The sequence below is a fragment of the Bacteroides cellulosilyticus genome, assembly GCF_020091405.1.
Classification (GTDB): domain Bacteria; phylum Bacteroidota; class Bacteroidia; order Bacteroidales; family Bacteroidaceae; genus Bacteroides.
On sequence record NZ_CP081903.1, the window covers coordinates 3,554,664 to 3,571,322 of the forward strand.

The window sequence follows — 16,659 nt, forward strand, 5'->3', positions numbered from 1 at the left end:
GCAGTCTGGGGGCAGGAAAATGATAATTTAGCGACGAAGCCGCTAAATTAAGTTACGAGCTACGAGCTACCAGTAACGAGTTGCTACGCTGTACTCGTGAGAGTGTGTCAAAACTGAATAAAAGAACGCGAATTACACAAATTACGCAAATAACAAATCCGATAAGCTTTGATTATCAGAAGTATAAAAAAAGCATTATTTGTGTAATTCGTGTAATTTGTGTTCTAATCTTTATTTTGCCCCCGGCTATCATGCCGAAAGGTACTTGTCACTTGTAGCTTGTAGCTCGTTACTTATCGCGCAAAGCGCGATAAATTATCATTTCGTGAACAGCAATTCCCTATATTTCGGCAACGGCCAGATCTCGTCGTCAACCTCCATTTCGAGGTGATCGATGTGGTCACGTATCTTTTCCAGATAAGGACGGACGGTTTCTTCGTAGGCGAAAGCCTTGTCCTTGTAGCTATCCATGTGATTGGCAACTTTACGGGCTTCGGTCATTTCGCGCACCAGAACCTTGATGGACGTTACTCGTTTGGATATTTCACGTATCAGTTCCTTGCGGTCAGCACTCAGTACTTCGTATTCTTCGGGAGAGAAGATTTCCTTGAGTCCACGTAAATTCTCTAACAGACGGTTTTGGTAACTGACTGCAATGGGGACAATGTGATTGATGGCCAGATCACCCAGTACACGGCTTTCTATTTGCACTTTCATCGTGTACTTTTCCAGTTCCACTTCCAGACGGCAGGCAAGCTCTGTTTCATTGAAGATGCGTTCACCTATCAGCACGGAACGAGACTGGTTATCCATATAATGCATCAGAGCTTCGGGTACGTGGCAGATGTTCGTCAATCCGCGGCGGGCAGCTTCCTCTTTCCATTGGTCTGAATAGCCGTCACCTTCGAAGCGGATAGCTTCGGAAGCAATAATGGTTTCTTTCAAAACACGGAAGATGGCTTCATCTTTACCGATTCCTTCTTCCATCAACTTGTCGATAGAAGCTTTGAACTCATTTAACTGGTTTGCCATAGCTGCATTTATGGCAATCATGGCAGCGGCACAGTTGGAAGAAGAACCGGCAGCACGGAATTCAAAACGATTTCCGGTGAAAGCAAACGGAGAAGTACGGTTGCGGTCTGTCGTATCAAGAAGGATTTCAGGAATACGTCCGATTCCTAATTTAAGGGTTGTCTTCTCTTCAGCCGTCATCTTGTCATCGCCTACCTGGCGTACGATATCATCCAGAGTAGCCGATAATTGTCTGCCCAGGAATATGGACAGAATAGCGGGCGGTGCTTCATTGGCACCCAGACGGTGGCTGTTGCCGGCACTCATGATAGAGGCACGCAGCAAATTCTGATTTTTGTAGACCATCATCAGTACATTCACCAGGAAAGTCAGGAACAGCATGTTGCCTTTAGGATTCTTGCCGGGTGCAAAAAGATTGATGCCGGTATCAGTGCAGAGTGACCAGTTGTTGTGTTTTCCCGAGCCGTTCACACCGCTGTATGGCTTTTCATGCAACAATACGGCAAAGTTATGCTTACGGGCGATGCGTTTCATCAGGTCCATTACTAACTGGTTATGATCGTTGGCAAGGTTGGCATTCTCAAAGATGGGAGCCAGTTCAAACTGGTTGGGGGCAACCTCGTTATGGCGTGTTTTTGCCGGAATACCCAGTTTGTGACATTCTATTTCTAGTTCTTTCATAAAGGCTGTTACCCGTGGCGGAATAGAACCGAAATAGTGGTCTTCCAACTGTTGGTCTTTTGCGGAAGAATGTCCCATTAGCGTGCGTCCGGTCAGACAAAGGTCGGGGCGGGCGTTGTATAGGGCAGAGTCTACCAGGAAGTATTCTTGTTCCCAGCCTAAGTTGGTGAACACCCGGGTTACATTTTTATCAAATAACTGGCATACTTCCGTGGCGGCTTTGTCTACGGCACCGAGTGCTTTCAGTAATGGAGTCTTGTAGTCCAGGGCTTCGCCGGTATATGAGATGAAGATTGTAGGGATACACAGAGTCGTATCTACCACGAAGGCGGGAGAGGAAACATCCCATGCCGTATATCCGCGTGCTTCAAATGTATTACGGATACCTCCGTTGGGGAAAGAAGATGCGTCCGGTTCCTGTTGGATGAGCAATTTGCCGGAGAAGCGTTCAATTACATTTGAATTTTCTCCGAATTCGATGAAGCCATCATGTTTTTCGGCTGTACCATCCGTCAGCGGCTGAAACCAGTGAGTGTAATGAGTAACGTTCAGGGATTTAGCCCAACTTTTCATGCCGTTTGCTATCAGGTCAGCTATTTCCCGACTGATGGGAGTTCCTTTTTCGATGGCATCCGTTACAGCTTTGTAAGCTTCTCTGGGTAGATATTCCTGCATTTTTTTACGGTCGAACACATGGCTTCCGTAGTAATCGGATAATTTGTTCGAAGGGGTAGTAACTTCAAGAGGGCGCCGGTTGGCAAGCTCTTGTAAGGCGTAAAATCTCATTTTTGACATATTTGTCCTTCTTTTGTTGGTTGTTGGGCGCAAAATTATATGTTTTTTCTGGAAGTACCCCTATTTTTTAGGGGGTATTATTGAAAATAATGCGTTTTTTCTGCGGATACCCCCCCTAAAATGTTCGGAGATGTTGCAGAAAAAACTCTTTTAGGGGGGATTTCCGCTCTTTTCTATATTAAAGTCATATCTGGGCTGTATCTGCTCCGTGTTATCTCCGTACCTACTCCGTGTCTATATGCTTAGACTTGATACGGAGCTACTACGGAGATGATACGGAGCTGTTACGGAGATCGTACGGAGTTGTTACGGAGACCGCATGGACTCAATCTTGAATTAACTTTCATGAAGAATCTTTCGTCAGGTTTCTTAAAAAGAGAGGTATTTCGTCGTTTTCCAACCTTTTTTTCTATATTTGTCCCTATATATTTGGAGGTATTATCGTTGAAACACGTCTTTTGTATAGGAACCTTGCTATGTCTTTTGCTTTCAGCTTGTCCGAAAGCGCAGGCAGCTTCTATCCCTGATCCTTACGATGCGAGATTGCTTTCTGCGGACTCTATTATGAAGAAAGTCATCTTCTTTGCTCCTTTTTATGAAAGCATCATCGACGACTATAGAGCCGCTCTTTATATCAAGGGAAAAGTGAATCTTCGCAAGAAAAATCATATCTTACGCTTTATTCCTACCATGTTCCGTATCCGGAAAGGAGTGAGGGAGTATATGATGGAAACTTATAGTGACTTGCATTTCACAGCTCCCGACATTTATGATCAGAAAGTAAAAGCCAGTGTCGGCACTTCTTCCGAGTTTTGGGAGCTGGACGGCAGGTTGCCGGAATATTTCCATGTTAATATCTACGCTTCCACCTTATTATATGATAAGCTCCTTTCGCCTCTGGCTCCAAATGCGATGAAGTATTATTCTTATCATGTCGATTCAGTAATGGGTAAAGTGCATGATTTGCAATATAAAATTAGTTTCAAACCGAAAAGCAAAAGCTTTCAGTTGGTTAGCGGTCACATGGTGGTCAGTGAGAATGTCTGGAGTGTGCGTGAAATGCATTTTAGCGGACGTTCTGAAATGTTGCGTTTCAACAATATGATACGTATGGGAGATGTGGGTGAGTCGGATGAGTTTTTGCCTGTGCATTATGATGTGGATGCCACTTTCCGCTTTCTGGGTAATGTGGTCGATGCCAATTATATTGCTGTTCTCGATTATAAAACCATTCTTCAGAAAGACCCTTCACGGATGGATCGGAAAAGGTTGAAAAGCAAGTATGATCTGTCGGATTCCTACACATTGCGCAGTGATACGAATGCTTACAGAAAGGATAGTTCTTATTTTGAGAGTATACGTCCCATTCCGTTAACTGTACATGAACAGGACTTATATAAGGATTTCTTTTTGAGCCGTGATACTTCATATCGATATAAGAAACCCAAAAATAAGAATCTGGAATTCTGGGGACAGATAGGTGATGCGCTTATCAGCCGTTATACGGTAGATCTTTCGAAACTGGGAAGTGTGCGTTGCTCGCCGCTTATCAATCCGTTCTTGCTGAGTTATAGCGGGAAGAATGGTTTTTCTTACCGACAGGAATTTAAGTACAACCGTATTTTTACGGGCGACCGCCTGTTGCGTATCGTTCCCAGATTGGGTTATAACTTCAAGTATAATGAGTTTTACTGGTCGGTAAAGTCTGATTTTGATTACTGGCCACGTAAACGTGCGGCTCTTCACATAGATGTAGGTAATGGACACCGTATTTATAGTAGCAGGATGTTGGATGAGCTGGAGAGTATTCCTGATAGTGTTTTCGATTTTGATCAGATACAACTGGATTACTTTAATGACTTATACTTGAAGGTGCGGCATAGTTGGGAGATTGTAAACGGCTTGTCACTGGATCTCGGTTTTTCCATGCATAAGCGTACAGAGGCGAATCGTTCTTTTTACGTTTCTACAAAGTCTGCCCAGTCGCGAAGTGTAACCACTTCGGGGGATAATCCCGATTGGGAGGAAAAAATGCGCCATTCTTACAATAGTTTTGCTCCGCGTGTCCGTCTGACGTGGACTCCTGGGCAATACTATTATATGAATGGTGATCGCAAAGTGAACTTACATTCCAAATATCCCAGTATTTCAGTGGACTGGGAGCGGGGCATCAATGGGGTTTTTAAGAGTACCGGTACCTATGAGCGTGTCGAAGTGGATATTCAGCACTCCATTCCCTTAGGATTGATGCGTGATTTCTATCTCCGCTTTGGATGGGGAGCTTTCACCAATCAAAAAGATATATACTTTGTGGATTTTGCCAACTTTACCCGTTCCAATCTCCCAGTGGGATGGAATGATGAAATTGGCGGCGTATTCCAGTTGCTTGACGGGCGGTGGTATAACTCCTCCCGTAAATATCTTCGTGGGCATTTGACATACGAATCTCCCTTTCTGCTGTTGCGTCATTTGGTGAAGTATACACAGCATGTGCTCAATGAGCGTCTTTATCTGAACGCTTTGGTTGTTCCGCATCTGAATCCTTATGTTGAGGTTGGCTATGGCATCGGCACCAATATTTTTGATTTCGGAGTCTTTGGCAGCTTTGCCAACTGGAAATTTAAAGAGATAGGTTGCAAATTCACTTTTGAGTTATTCAACCGATAATCTTTAAGTTTTCCCGTATTTCTGTTATTAACTTCCTTTATAAATTACCCGGCTTTCGTGTTATTGTAGTTTAGAAAAATAGTGTTCTATGTTCTATAACATGCAATGACGTATTCGATGAAAGTATAGTGTTTTCTCTGATTATCAATTGTTTATTTGTTTTTGACGTATTGATAACGTATTCTGAATTTTGAATTGACGTATTTAAGAATGGGTACTTAGGGCTTTTTTTATTGCATTTTACTCTATGTTTGCAGTGTTCAATTGAGAACGAAACCGAGAATTGTTAATCTTAATTTAGTGAAACTTATGAAAAAGTTATTATCAGTTTTATTTTTACTGAGCTTTACCTTAGCTTCTGCTGTATATGCACAAGATATACAGATAAAAGGTACGGTGGTAAGTGGTGCGGACAATGAGCCCTTACCTGGAGTAAATGTGGTGGTGAAAGGTAATGCCACTACGGGAACAATCACCGGTATAGACGGTGAATTTGCTTTGTCGGTTCCTTCCGACGCAATCCTTTCTATTTCTTATATAGGATTCAAATCACAGGAAGTTTCGGTAAGTGGCAAGCGTGAACTGAAAATTGTGTTGCAGGAAGATGCGGAAGCGTTGGACGAAGTGGTGGTAGTGGGTTACGGTGTGCAGAAAAAGAGTGTGGTAACGGCATCTATCGCTAAGGTAAGCAGTGAAGACCTCGCAAGCAAGTCTCCTGTGCGCATGGATAATGCATTGAAAGGTTTGGCTGCCGGTGTAGATGTAACTTCTGCTTCAGGGCAACCGGGTGAAAGTCCTCGTGTACGTATACGTGGTATCGGTACTATTAATAATAGTGACCCGCTCTACATCGTGGACGGTATGCCTATTGGTGGTGGGCTTGACTTTGTGAATCCGAATGATATCGAGTCTATCGAAGTCTTGAAAGATGCAGCTTCCGGTGCCATCTATGGTGCGCGTGCAGCCAATGGTGTTATCCTTGTGACTACTAAGAAGGGCAAGATGGGTAAGGCCCAAATCAATTATAACTTCTCTTATGGCTGGCAGAGTGCATGGAAGAAGCGCGACGTGACAAGTGCCACAGATTATGCTATCTTGCAGAATGAGAAGTATGTGAATGGTGGTCAAGCTCCTATTTATACTGACCCTTACAATCTGAAAGATGCTATGGGAAATGATATTACAGGTTTTGGTACAGACTGGCAGGAGCTTGTTTTCAATGACAATGCCCCGGTTGTAAACCATGATGTAACCATCAGCGGTGCATCCGAGAAGGTGAACTACTACTTGTCACTGGGTTATTTCTCACAGGAGGGTATCGTAGGTGGTAACTATGGGCATTCTAACTATGATCGTCTGACAATCCGTTCAAACACTCAGTACAACCTGATTGACGCTACCAAGGAGCGTAGTTTCCTGAATAAATTGGATCTGGGCGTGAATGTAGCTTATATGCGTACGCATTCTACCGGAGTTGCTACCAACTCTGAATTTGGCTCCATTTTGGGCTCCGCTCTTTATCTGTCCCCCATTTTAACTCCTACTTTGACAGGTGATGCTGCTAAGGATTTGATTGCTGCTTATCCTACTTATGATTTGCCGCGTGATGAAAATGGTAATGTATATACTGTTCCCGGTGGTTCTTATGGTGAAATGAACAATCCATTGGCTATGATGACATTGAATCCTCAGAAGAATTGGTCTCATAAGTTTGTACCCAAGTTTTCTCTTGATTTGCAACTGTGGGATAATTTGAAGTATCACTTCAGCTATAGTGCCGACATGGGGTTTTGGGGCTATAATGGAGCTACGACTTCTCTGTTCTATCTGTCCGGTAACAACAACGCATCGCATACCAGTGCATCTGCGGAAAAGCAACAGAATGTTACCTGGCAGATTGAAAATACGTTGACTTATGATAAAACAATCGGTAAACACTCCTTTGGTGTTGTTCTGGGTCAATCTGCACTCAAGTATAAGGGTGACAAACTTGGTGGGAGTCGTTGGAATCTGGTAAATCCCAATAACCCTTCTATTGACTATGCTACGGGGGGCGTTCTGGTTACAGAGAAAGATGGCAAAATTACCACGACTGTTCAGCACAGTGTTTACGGTGCTCCTGAGATAGAGCACAGAATGTCTTCACTTTTTGCCCGTCTCAGTTACAACTACGCAGAGCGCTATATGTTCCAGGCTACGATACGCCGCGACGGTTCCAGCCGCTTTGGTTCGAATAATCTGTATGGTATATTTCCGTCCGCATCTTTAGGATGGAATGTGATGAACGAAGCGTTTATGGAAGGTACGCGTGACTGGCTGTCTAATTTCAAGATTCGTGCCAGCTGGGGTAAGAATGGTAGCGATAACATAGAGGAATTTGGTTTTACTGCACTGACTGCTATGGGCAATAACGTGCTCTTCGGTAAGAACGCCACCAAGTTTAATGGTTCTAAAGCTCAGGGGTTAGCCAATCCTGATTTGAAGTGGGAAGAGAGTGAACAGACTGACTTGGGTATTGACCTTGCGTTCCTGAACAGTGCTTTGACATTCAGTGCTGACTATTATGTAAAGAAAACCAACGGTATGATTATCAGAATGCCTATTCCGAGTTATGTAGGTGAAACGAAACCTCTGGGTAACGTGGGCGATATGAAGAATAGCGGTTTTGAATTTGAGCTTGGTTATAAGTGGAATGTATCTGATGCCAAATTTGCTGTTAAAGGTAATGCTACTTATCTTAAGAATGAATTGAAGAATCTGGGTAATGATACCGGTTATCTTGACTTTGATGGTATTCAAGGATTCTCTGGCGGTGGAACACGCGGTTCAAACGGTCAGCCTTTCCCTTACTTCTTTGGTTACAAGACTGATGGCGTTTTTCAAAATGTGGATGAGGTTTCTGCTTATGTAAATAAAGATGGCAATATGATTATGCCGAAAGCTGTTCCGGGTGACGTTCGTTTTGTTGACGTGAATGGGGATGGTGAGATTTCCTCTGATGACCGCACTAACATTGGTAACGGCACTCCCGACTGGACTTATGGTTTGAATCTCAATGCTGATTGGAAGGGTTTCGACTTCAATATCTTCTTCCAGGGTGTGGCAGGTGCCGATGTATTTGATGGTACTTATCGTTCGGACATCTCTGCCGGAAACTATCCTTCATGGATGTTAGGCCGCTGGACCGGTGAGGGAACTTCAAACAAATATCCTCGTCTGGCTGTTGGCGATTCCCAGAACTGGTTGGTATCCGACCTTTATGTATGCGACGGCTCTTACCTCCGCCTCAAGAATATTACTTTGGGTTACACATTGCCCCGGACTCTTACCCGCAAGCTGACCATTGAACGTCTGCGTTTCTATGTACAAGCTGAGAACCTGGTGACTTGGACTAAGTATTGGGGCTTCGATCCTGAAATATCTTCGGGACCTGATGGAATCAAATCTCTCGGTATCGACCGTGGCGTTTATCCGCAGGCTCGTACATTCATAGTGGGTGTAAACGTTTCTTTCTAACCTGAAAAATACAAGAATATATGAAAGCAAATAAAATATTAGCAATAGGCTTTATGGCTGCCGCTACAGTGTTTACTGTAGGTTGCAGTGATGATTTCCTTAAGGTGAACAATCCTAAAGGTGAACCATTGGAAGATTATTATAAAACAGATGCCCACATTCAGGAAGCTCTGATTGCGGCTTATGACCCTATTCATTGGCCCGACTGGGCATTTGATCAGTACAATGCCCTGAACATCGATGCCGAAATTATGGGTGACGACTTCTGGGTAGGTGGTGCAGACAAGTCGGATATGAGAAACTGGCACCTGTTGTTCAACTATGAAGGCGATGAGAACAATACGCTCAACTCGCTTTGGACGGTTGACTATTCGGGCGTGAAGCGTTGCAACGATGTACTGAAGTATCTCGGCTGGGCTACGGATGTAACGGCGGAAAACCGTGTAAGCTATGAGATGCAGGCCCGTTGTCTCCGCGTATACTATTACAATATGCTGTGGCATTACTTTGGGAATATACCTTTCTATCTTGAGAATCTTTCGAATCTTCCTTATACGGCTCCGCAGTTCACTGCCGACGAAGTTTACAATCAGCTGATAGTAGAACTGGAGGCTGTGATTGATTCCAAAGTGTTGCCGATGAAGTATTATAAAGACAAAAATGGTAAGGATGATGAAGGTCAGTTAGGTCGCGTTACACAGGCTATGGCCTATATGATGTATGCCGAAATGGTGATGTACCAAAATGACAACAGCCGTTTCACGAAAGCTCTGGGTTATATGAAAGAAATTATTGCTTCTCCTCAGTACGAATTGAATAATGACTTTGCTAATATCTGGGAAACAAACGGTGAATGGTGCAATGAATCTATTTGGGAAATCAATTACGAGCATTCCATTGCAGAACGTGATTGGGGAAATGCTGCTTTGAATATCGGTGGTACAGTACTTCCTACTTTGATTTCTCCTAAAGAATGGCCCGGTGGTGATGATTGGTCTACAGGTCAGGATGGTTGGGGATTTCTGCCTATACGTCTTGCGACTTACGAAATGTTCAGCTCTACAGATAAGCGTCGTGATGCTACCTGCTGGGATGTTCGTGGCGTTACATACAATGTGCGTTATCAGGATACTCATATCTGGCTGGCAAAATACAGGCCGATGGATAAAAACAATGAAAATGGTCCTACCAGTAAGAACTTGAACTATAATAATAATTATCGCTATTACCGCTATGCGGAGGCTCTGCTCAACGCAGCCGAGTTATCTCTCCGTACAGGTGGAAGCGCAAGCGGTGAAGCTAAGACATGGCTGAATGAGGTGCGTACACGTGCCGGTTTGAGAGGAATTGAAAATGTTACGGTTAACGATATTCTCAACGAACGTCACCTTGAGTTCGTGGGCGAAGGCAAGCGCTACTGGGATTTGGTACGTGCCGAAGATATTAGTGAAGCATCGTCTGCTAATAAAGCCTCTACAGCACTTGTTCCCGATGAATATGGCTATCGCACCAATTCCTGGACTGCCAAGAAGAAATATATCCCTATTGCACAAGGAGAGTTGGATTCCGACCCGGCTTTGGTTCAGAACAATTATAAATAAGTTTCCCTTAACTTTATTAAAGAATAAACGATATGAAAAATATTTTTAAATATATGGCAGGGGTGTTGATTGCTGGTTTTGCAATAACCGCATGTTCGCCCGAAGAATTCGATGGCGCCAATGGTAATATCCCCCAGTTATCAGATTATACTGATAACTTTAAAGTGACCGTAAATCAGGAAACTAATTATGCAACCTTTGAGTTTATTTCCGCTCCCGGCGTTTCTCCGGTTTGGATAATTGATGGTGCTTATGCAGGTGGATATAGCTTTTCGAAGTATTATCGTAAGAAAGGTTCATATACAGTAGAATGTAAGGTGAAGAATGCCAATGGCTTCAGCGATGGTTCTGTCACGAAGACTTTTGATATCGAAAAGACAAAGATGACGGGGTTTGGTGGTTTTGTTGAAGACAGTAACTTCAATATGTTCAAGGGAGTCACTTTCGACGTGGCATCATTCTGGTATGCTCCGGGTTGGAATCAGATTGCAGACCCGAAATATACCTATCAAAAGGGTGCGTTTGTAGTTACTTTGCCGGAGGCTACTACTGACCAATGGCAGGCTCAGATGCACCTCGAACTTGACCCGGCAATTGCTTTGGCGGCAGATAAGACCTATGACTTTTCGGTGATACTTACTTCTACTACCAAACATCCGGGTGTGACCATTAAATTGCAACAGAACGGTAACGATGATCTGATTCTTGATATGCAACGTGTAGCCCTCGATGCCAATGAACCGAAGTGTGTGTGGTTCAGCAATGTAAAGGGTGTGGATATCTCCAACCTGAAGTTTGCGCTCGACTTTGGTGGCAATGCAGCCAATACGGAAATTACATTGGAAAGCTTTGTGCTGAAAGACCATGCCAATGATGACGGCACCAAGATTCCTGAAATACAAGAACCTGAGCCAACTTGGGTGGATGTGAATAGCGAAGCCAACCTGTGGAGCACTGCAAAGTTTACCAATTCATTCTATTATGCTCCGGGATGGTCGCCTATAGAGAACCCGGCATTGACGATTAACGGTACTTCTTATTCGCTATCGTTCCCGGTGGCAACTACTGATGCATGGCAAAACCAGGTTTTATTCAATACCAACATAGCGGCTGATACTGAAACGGCTTATGACTTCTGTGTGAAGTTGGTTTCTACCAAGACAATAGGAAGTGTAACTGTGAAGTTGGTACAGTCGGATGAGGTTGGTGGAGATGGAGAACCGATTAAACATGATAATAACTTCTTCTTCACAAAGCAAATTAAGCTGGAGGCTGATATGGATGTGAAGTTCTGGATTTCGGATGTAAAAGCACCAGAGGATATGCACGCCGTAACATTGGTACTTGACTTTGGTGGTAATCCTGAAGACACGAAGGTGACCATAGAAGACGTGATACTCCAGAAGCATTAAAGATTAACTAATCATTGATAACGTGGGAGGGGTTAAATCCTTTCCACGTTATCTAACTAATCAATACAATAAATATATGAAACCTTTTCATTTATTTGCGTTAACAACATTCTTATTCTCATTAATCGCTTGCGGAAGTAGTGATGATGACTTTAATCCGCAACCTGATGATATAATATTGGTCTGCTCACCGGAAAAGGTGGAAGCTGGTGCAATAGAGGGAGAATATACGCTCAATGTTACTTGCAGTGGTGGAGAATGGACTGCTTTTGCCAGTGATGATTGTAGTTCTTGGGTAACAGCTAAAGTGGTGGATTCTTCTCTGGATAAGGGAAGGGTTACCGTTACTGTGAAAGCAAATACGGGAACAACTTCCCGAAACGGTTCAGTTGTCGTTAAGTCGGGAGTGAAACGCGTTACAATACCTGTGACGCAAGCAGTTCCAATGTCTGTTTCACAACGTGATATCTATTCTACTTCTCGTGGCGAGAGCTTTACATTATCTGTTGTGGCGGCTGGTGATTGGAGTGTTAAATCTAATGATAGCTGGATAAAGGCTGAAAAGGTAGATGACAAAACAGTGAGTGTCATGACGGAACCCAATGAGAAGAAGACTTCTCGGAATGGGACTCTGGATATTACTTTGGGCGCAGAGAAAATTACCGTAACTGTGTATCAGGAATCGGTCGAGGATCGTGATGTCGTTACTCCCGAAGGATATCGCCTGGTTTGGCATGACGAGTTTAATGAAGGTATCACTCTTGGCACCGATTGGACACACGAAGTGCAAAAGTCCGGTTGGGTGAATAATGAACTTCAGGAATATGTGAATGGTTCAGTAAGTGGTAAGCGTGTGACGGAATTAGTAGATGGTAAATTAAATATCAACTGCTTTAAAGGTTCTGATGGAAAGATATATTCGGGACGTGTGTATGCTAAAGTAAATACTGGATGGCTTTATGGCTATTTTGAGGCTCGCATCATGCTTCCTAAAGGTAAAGGTACTTGGCCTGCTTTTTGGATGATGCCGGTGAACAATAATTATTCTACTAATCCCTGGCCGGGGTGTGGCGAGATTGACATCATGGAAGAAGTGGGTGTTGATGCGAATATCGTCTCTTCTTCTATTCATTGTGCAGCTTATAATCATACCATAAACACTCAGAAGACTGCATCTCGCAATATTGGTACGGCAGAGTCAGAGTTTCATGTCTATGCTTGTGAGTGGACACCCGACTATCTGAAATTCTTTATAGATGGAACAGAATTGATGACATTCAAGAATGAAGGTTCCGGCAAAAATGTGTGGCCGTTCACTTATGCTTTCTATCCCATTCTCAACCTTGCATGGGGCGGTGATTGGGGAGGATACAAAGGTGTAGATGAGAGCGCCTTGCCTATAACGATGAAGGTGGATTATGTACGCGTGTTTCAAAAGAAATAAACTGAGCAGTTAGTGATGTAGACAATCAATTTATAATGATAGGTAATAATATACATAATTAGGTTAATTCATGAAGACACTGAAAATCTTCTCCGCTTGTTTGTTTCTTCTGCCTTTTGTCTCTTGTACGCAAGTGACAAATAAAGGCAGTGATGCGGCAACCGAGAAAAAAGTAGAATCTCTCTTGTCCAAGATGACCCTTGAAGAGAAAATCGGTCAGATGAACCAGATTTCCTCTTACGGTAATATTGAGGATATGAGTGCTTTGATTAAGAAAGGTGAAATCGGTTCCATCTTGAATGAGGTGGATCCGGTGCGTATTAATGCGCTACAGCGCGTGGCAATGGAAGAATCCCGGTTGGGTATTCCTTTATTGATAGCACGTGATGTCATTCACGGGTTTAAAACAATCTTCCCTATTCCCTTGGGACAAGCGGCTTCGTTCAATCCGCAGGTAGCAAAAGACGGTGCGCGGGTAGCGGCTATTGAGGCTTCGTCTGTAGGTATCCGGTGGACTTTTGCGCCAATGATTGACATTGCCCGCGATCCTCGCTGGGGACGTATTGCCGAAGGGTGCGGTGAAGATACGTACCTTACTTCCGTAATGGGAGCTGCTATGGTAGAAGGTTTTCAGGGAGATTCGCTGAATAGCCCTACTTCAATTGCTGCTTGTCCTAAACATTTTGTAGGTTACGGTGCAGCCGAAGGAGGACGTGACTATAATTCTACGTTCATTCCCGAACGCCGTTTGCGCAATGTTTATTTGCCACCTTTTGAAGCTGCCACCAAAGCTGGCGCAGCCACGTTTATGACTTCATTCAATGATAATGATGGGGTTCCATCTACCGGGAATGCTTTCATTTTGAAAGACGTACTCCGTGATGAGTGGGGATTCGATGGTTTTGTTGTGACGGACTGGGCTTCTGCCAGCGAAATGATAAGCCATGGTTTTGCAGCCGGTCCAAAAGAAGCGGCAATGAAATCAGTGAATGCAGGAGTAGATATGGAAATGGTGAGTTACACTTTTGTGAAGGAATTGCCGGAATTGGTGAAAGAAGGAAAGGTGAAAGAAAGCACTATTGATGAGGCCGTTCGCAATATTTTACGTATCAAGTATCGTTTGGGACTGTTTGATGCTCCTTATGTAGATGAAAAACAACCATCTGTCATGTATGCTCCTTCTCATTTGGAAGCAGCTAAGCAAGCGGCTGTCGAATCGGCTATTCTGTTGAAGAATGATAGGGAAGTGTTGCCGTTACAGCCATCCGTGAAAACAGTTGCAGTGGTAGGACCTATGGCTAATGCACCTTATGAACAGTTGGGTACTTGGATATTTGATGGTGAGAAAGCTCGTACTCAGACTCCGTTGAACGCTATTAAGGAAATGGTTGGCGATAAAGTACAGGTGATTTATGAACCGGGACTGGCATATAGTCGTGAGAAAAATCCGGCAAGTGTGGCTAAAGCGGCTGCTGCCGCTGCGCGTGCAGATGTCATTCTTGCTTTTGTGGGTGAAGAATCTATTCTTTCGGGTGAAGCTCACTGCTTGGCTGATCTGGACCTGCAAGGCGATCAGGGAGCTTTGATTACAGCTTTGGCTAAGACGGGTAAACCTGTAGTGACTATTGTGATGGCGGGTCGTCCGTTGACTATAGGTAAGGAAGTCGAAGAATCGACTGCTGTTCTCTATTCATTCCATCCGGGCACGATGGGCGGTCCTGCATTGGCTGATCTGCTTTGGGGGAAGGCTGCTCCGAGCGGAAAGACACCGGTTACTTTCCCGAAGATGGTGGGGCAAATTCCTGTGTACTACGCTCATAACAATACCGGACGTCCGGCTACACGGAATGAAGTGTTGCTGAATGATATTGCTGTTGAGGCCGGACAGACTTCACTGGGATGTACTTCATTCTATATGGATGCAGGTTTTGATCCCTTGTTCCCGTTTGGCTATGGTCTGTCGTATACCACGTTTAAGTATAGCAACATCAAACTGGCATCTGATGTACTGAAAAAAGATGATGTGCTGACAGTGACATTCGATCTGGAAAATACCGGGAAATATGAAGGAACGGAAGTAGCTCAGCTGTATATACAGGATAAGATTGGTTCCGTGACCCGTCCGGTGAAAGAACTGAAACGTTTCACTCGTGTGACATTGAAGCCGGGTGAGAAGAAAAGCGTTTCGTTTGAACTCCCTATTAGTGAACTTGCATTTTGGAACATAGATATGGCTAAAGTTGTGGAGTCTGGAGACTTTGGGCTCTGGGTGGCAACGGATAGTCAGTCCGGAGAAGAAGTTTTCTTCAAGGTAGTAGACTGATTGGTGATTTTAAGGTTAAAGAAAGCGAGGGGTGGGCCGTGACGGTTCGCCCCTCGTGCGTATGTATTTATAATCTTGTTATAACTTCATGTACATTGTTCACTGCCTGTTTTACAACTTGCAGACCATATATACCTCTTTCCACTACTTGCAAGCCGGCCACGGGTACTTGCCGGTCAGTAGTCAGATGATAAAATCCGTTCACCTCGCCACGGACTATAAACGGATATCCCTCATACTCGCCATAGGTAGTAATGAACTTTCCGTCAAATACACCGTTGCGAATCGTATGCGATTGTTCTCTTGTTGAAACAGAAGTGTCAAGATCAGTCGTTCCATACGTTTGCCACTTACCATTTTTGAAGATAGAACGCAGTTGTTCTTGCCCTTTTGTGTTGACTTCGTATAGTTCCGCACCCTCTTCAGGAGCATTATAACCACTGCATACCCACTCGGGATATCCTCCTTTTCCAAGTGTTGAGGTTGTAAATCCACCACCTCCGTTCGGCCATGCGTGGACTTGTGTACCGCCTAATTCCGGTGAAAAAGGAATGGTCAGTTTAGATGCTGTATTACTATAGAAGCGGATAACGGCGTATCCGGAGCCGCCTTCTGAAAATTTGGTACCTTCATAGTCGAGGCGTAGTCCCCAGTACACATCGAACATATTAGTGAGTGATTTTACGTCTGCTGCTTCTGCCACGAAGCCTCCTATCGTTCCACCATATATGTTGTCCATATAGATCGACATATCTTCTAATGGGATTACTTTTTGCAATAAAGTTTTTTCATCCGGTTTGCTTACGCCATTGCGAATATCTTTCAATGTTGTTTGTTCTGCAGGTTGCAGAGTCCAGGCTGCAGCAGTGCTTAGGGCTATGAATGTCCCTTCGCTAACGTTCAGCTTAGCGAATAAAGCTTCTTTTTCTTCTTCAAATCCTTTTAATAGATTTACTACAGTGTGATTGTAGTTTCCTTCCGGTATTTCATTTTCTGTGTTGTCGTCATTTTGACAACTCACTAGTCCAATGAAACAAATGACTGCTAGAAAAATATACTTGGTTCTCACTTAATTATGTGTTTGGGATTTGGTTAGATAATGAACTGTTGTGATAAATCTAGCTGTAAATTTAGAAAAAATATTTAGGAATGTGTTTGGAAGACGAGTTTTTCTTACTTTTTATCCGA

General features: G+C 43.7%; 8 protein-coding genes. 6 read left to right on the plus strand and 2 right to left on the minus strand.

Annotated features, from left to right (window positions below; translation table 11 throughout):
* Positions 1-318: 318 nt before the first annotated feature.
* Positions 319-2,508, minus strand: a complete 2,190-nt coding sequence (locus tag K6V21_RS12805; RefSeq protein ID WP_217716374.1) for a glutamine synthetase III — start codon at positions 2,506-2,508, stop codon at positions 319-321.
* A gap of 564 nt (positions 2,509-3,072) precedes the next feature.
* Here K6V21_RS12805 and K6V21_RS12810 point away from each other — a divergent pair.
* From K6V21_RS12810 to bglX, 6 genes are all read left to right on the plus strand, one after another.
* Complete coding sequence (locus tag K6V21_RS12810; protein ID WP_224322039.1) at positions 3,073-5,175, plus strand: DUF5686 family protein; 2,103 nt, start codon at positions 3,073-3,075, stop codon at positions 5,173-5,175.
* A 309-nt stretch (positions 5,176-5,484) separates the two neighbouring features.
* Positions 5,485-8,691, plus strand: coding sequence for a SusC/RagA family TonB-linked outer membrane protein (locus K6V21_RS12815; RefSeq protein WP_224318805.1), 3,207 nt, complete (start codon positions 5,485-5,487; stop codon positions 8,689-8,691).
* A gap of 20 nt (positions 8,692-8,711) precedes the next feature.
* Entirely contained in the window at positions 8,712-10,292 is a 1,581-nt protein-coding gene (locus K6V21_RS12820) for a RagB/SusD family nutrient uptake outer membrane protein (protein WP_224318807.1), read from the plus strand.
* 32 nt (positions 10,293-10,324) lie between these two features.
* A complete protein-coding gene (locus tag K6V21_RS12825; protein WP_224318809.1) occupies positions 10,325-11,704 on the plus strand; it encodes a hypothetical protein in 1,380 nt (459 codons plus the stop codon).
* Positions 11,705-11,780: 76 nt separating this feature from the next.
* Positions 11,781-13,148, plus strand: coding sequence for a family 16 glycosylhydrolase (locus K6V21_RS12830; protein WP_224318813.1), 1,368 nt, complete (start codon positions 11,781-11,783; stop codon positions 13,146-13,148).
* A 70-nt stretch (positions 13,149-13,218) separates the two neighbouring features.
* Positions 13,219-15,471, plus strand: a complete 2,253-nt coding sequence (bglX, locus tag K6V21_RS12835) for a beta-glucosidase BglX (RefSeq protein ID WP_224318815.1) — start codon at positions 13,219-13,221, stop codon at positions 15,469-15,471.
* Between the two features lie 67 nt (positions 15,472-15,538).
* On the opposite strand, the gene K6V21_RS12840 is transcribed toward bglX, so the two are convergent.
* On the minus strand, positions 15,539-16,492 hold the full coding sequence (locus K6V21_RS12840) for a hypothetical protein (RefSeq protein ID WP_224318818.1): 954 nt from the start codon (positions 16,490-16,492) through the stop codon (positions 15,539-15,541).
* Positions 16,493-16,659 lie beyond the last annotated feature (167 nt).

Coding starts and splice junctions, on each gene's coding strand:
- K6V21_RS12805 (WP_217716374.1), bottom strand. CDS start 2,508: ATGTCAAAAATGAGATTTTACGCCTTACAAGAGCTTGCCAACCGGCGC.
- K6V21_RS12810 (WP_224322039.1), top strand. CDS start 3,073: ATGAAGAAAGTCATCTTCTTTGCTCCTTTTTATGAAAGCATCATCGAC.
- K6V21_RS12815 (WP_224318805.1), top strand. CDS start 5,485: ATGAAAAAGTTATTATCAGTTTTATTTTTACTGAGCTTTACCTTAGCT.
- K6V21_RS12820 (WP_224318807.1), top strand. CDS start 8,712: ATGAAAGCAAATAAAATATTAGCAATAGGCTTTATGGCTGCCGCTACA.
- K6V21_RS12825 (WP_224318809.1), top strand. CDS start 10,325: ATGAAAAATATTTTTAAATATATGGCAGGGGTGTTGATTGCTGGTTTT.
- K6V21_RS12830 (WP_224318813.1), top strand. CDS start 11,781: ATGAAACCTTTTCATTTATTTGCGTTAACAACATTCTTATTCTCATTA.
- bglX (WP_224318815.1), top strand. CDS start 13,219: ATGAAGACACTGAAAATCTTCTCCGCTTGTTTGTTTCTTCTGCCTTTT.